The organism is Cupriavidus sp. FW305-46 (genome assembly GCF_058787075.1).
Map to the genome: position 1 here is coordinate 2,041 of NZ_JBYSZI010000126.1, position 1,406 is coordinate 3,446.

1 rRNA gene (running past one end of the window) is annotated in these 1,406 nt (G+C 51.1%); it reads right to left on the reverse strand.

Going from position 1 to position 1,406, the window contains the following annotated elements:
* Nucleotides 1-1,163: ribosomal RNA gene (locus AC3WON_RS30925) — 23S ribosomal RNA — on the reverse strand; it reaches 1,808 nt to the left of the window's first position.
* Nucleotides 1,164-1,406 lie beyond the last annotated feature (243 nt).

A 1,406-nucleotide genomic window follows, 5' to 3' on the forward strand; every position in this document is an offset into this window, starting at 1 on the left:
CGCGTCCGCAGCTTCGGTATATAGCTTAGCCCCGTTACATCTTCCGCGCAGGACGACTCGATCAGTGAGCTATTACGCTTTCTTTAAAGGGTGGCTGCTTCTAAGCCAACCTCCTGACTGTTTTAGCCTTCCCACTTCGTTTCCCACTTAGCTATATTTGGGGACCTTAGCTGGCGGTCTGGGTTGTTTCCCTCTTGACACCGGACGTTAGCACCCGATGTCTGTCTCCCGTGATTGCACTCTTCGGTATTCGGAGTTTGCTATGGCGGGGTAATCAGCAATAGACCCCCCAACCATGACAGTGCTCTACCCCCGAAGGTGAGACACGAGGCACTACCTAAATAGTTTTCGGAGAGAACCAGCTATTTCCAGATTTGTTTAGCCTTTCACCCCTATCCACAGCTCATCCCCTAACTTTTCAACGTTAGTGGGTTCGGTCCTCCAGTACGTGTTACCGCACCTTCAACCTGGCCATGGATAGATCATCTGGTTTCGGGTCTACACCCAGCGACTCAACGCCCTGTTCGGACTCGCTTTCGCTACGCCTTCCCTAATCGGTTAAGCTTGCCACTGAATGTAAGTCGCTGACCCATTATACAAAAGGTACGCCGTCACCCGTTTCCAGGCTCCGACTGTTTGTATGCATGCGGTTTCAGGATCTATTTCACTCCCCTCCCGGGGTTCTTTTCGCCTTTCCCTCACGGTACTGGTTCACTATCGGTCGATCACGAGTATTTAGCCTTGGAGGATGGTCCCCCCATCTTCAGACAGGATTTCACGTGTCCCGCCCTACTTGTCGTACACCTAGTTCCACAATCGTGTTTTCGCATACAGGGCTATCACCTGCTATGGCCGGGCTTTCCATCCCGTTCTGCTAACACCACTGCTAAAGAGTACAAGGCTCTTCCCATTTCGTTCGCCACTACTTTGGGAATCTCGGTTGATTTCTGTTCCTGCAGCTACTTAGATGTTTCAGTTCGCCGCGTTCGCTTCCCACACCTATGAATTCAGTGTGGGATGACCCATTCGGGCCGGGTTTCCCCATTCGGACATCTCCGGATCAAAGCTTGTTTGCCAGCTCCCCGAAGCTTTTCGCAGGCTACCGCGTCCTTCATCGCCTGTGATCGCCAAGGCATCCACCACATGCACTTGTTCGCTTGACCCTATAACGAGTGTGTCTCGATCGCTCGAAACAGTCGCTACAGGATGAGTTCTCGCATTTGTGCCGTATTCCAAGTCATCTTTCGATCACTTAAATACATTTTGGTTGATACAATCACAACCCGGTATCGCGTTTTGTACTGCAGCGTCTCATCAACGCTTCGCGACACCTTTACTACATCCCATATTTTTAAAGAACAGCCGATCTTGCGATCGCTTGGCAATGCCAAATGGAAACACTCGCA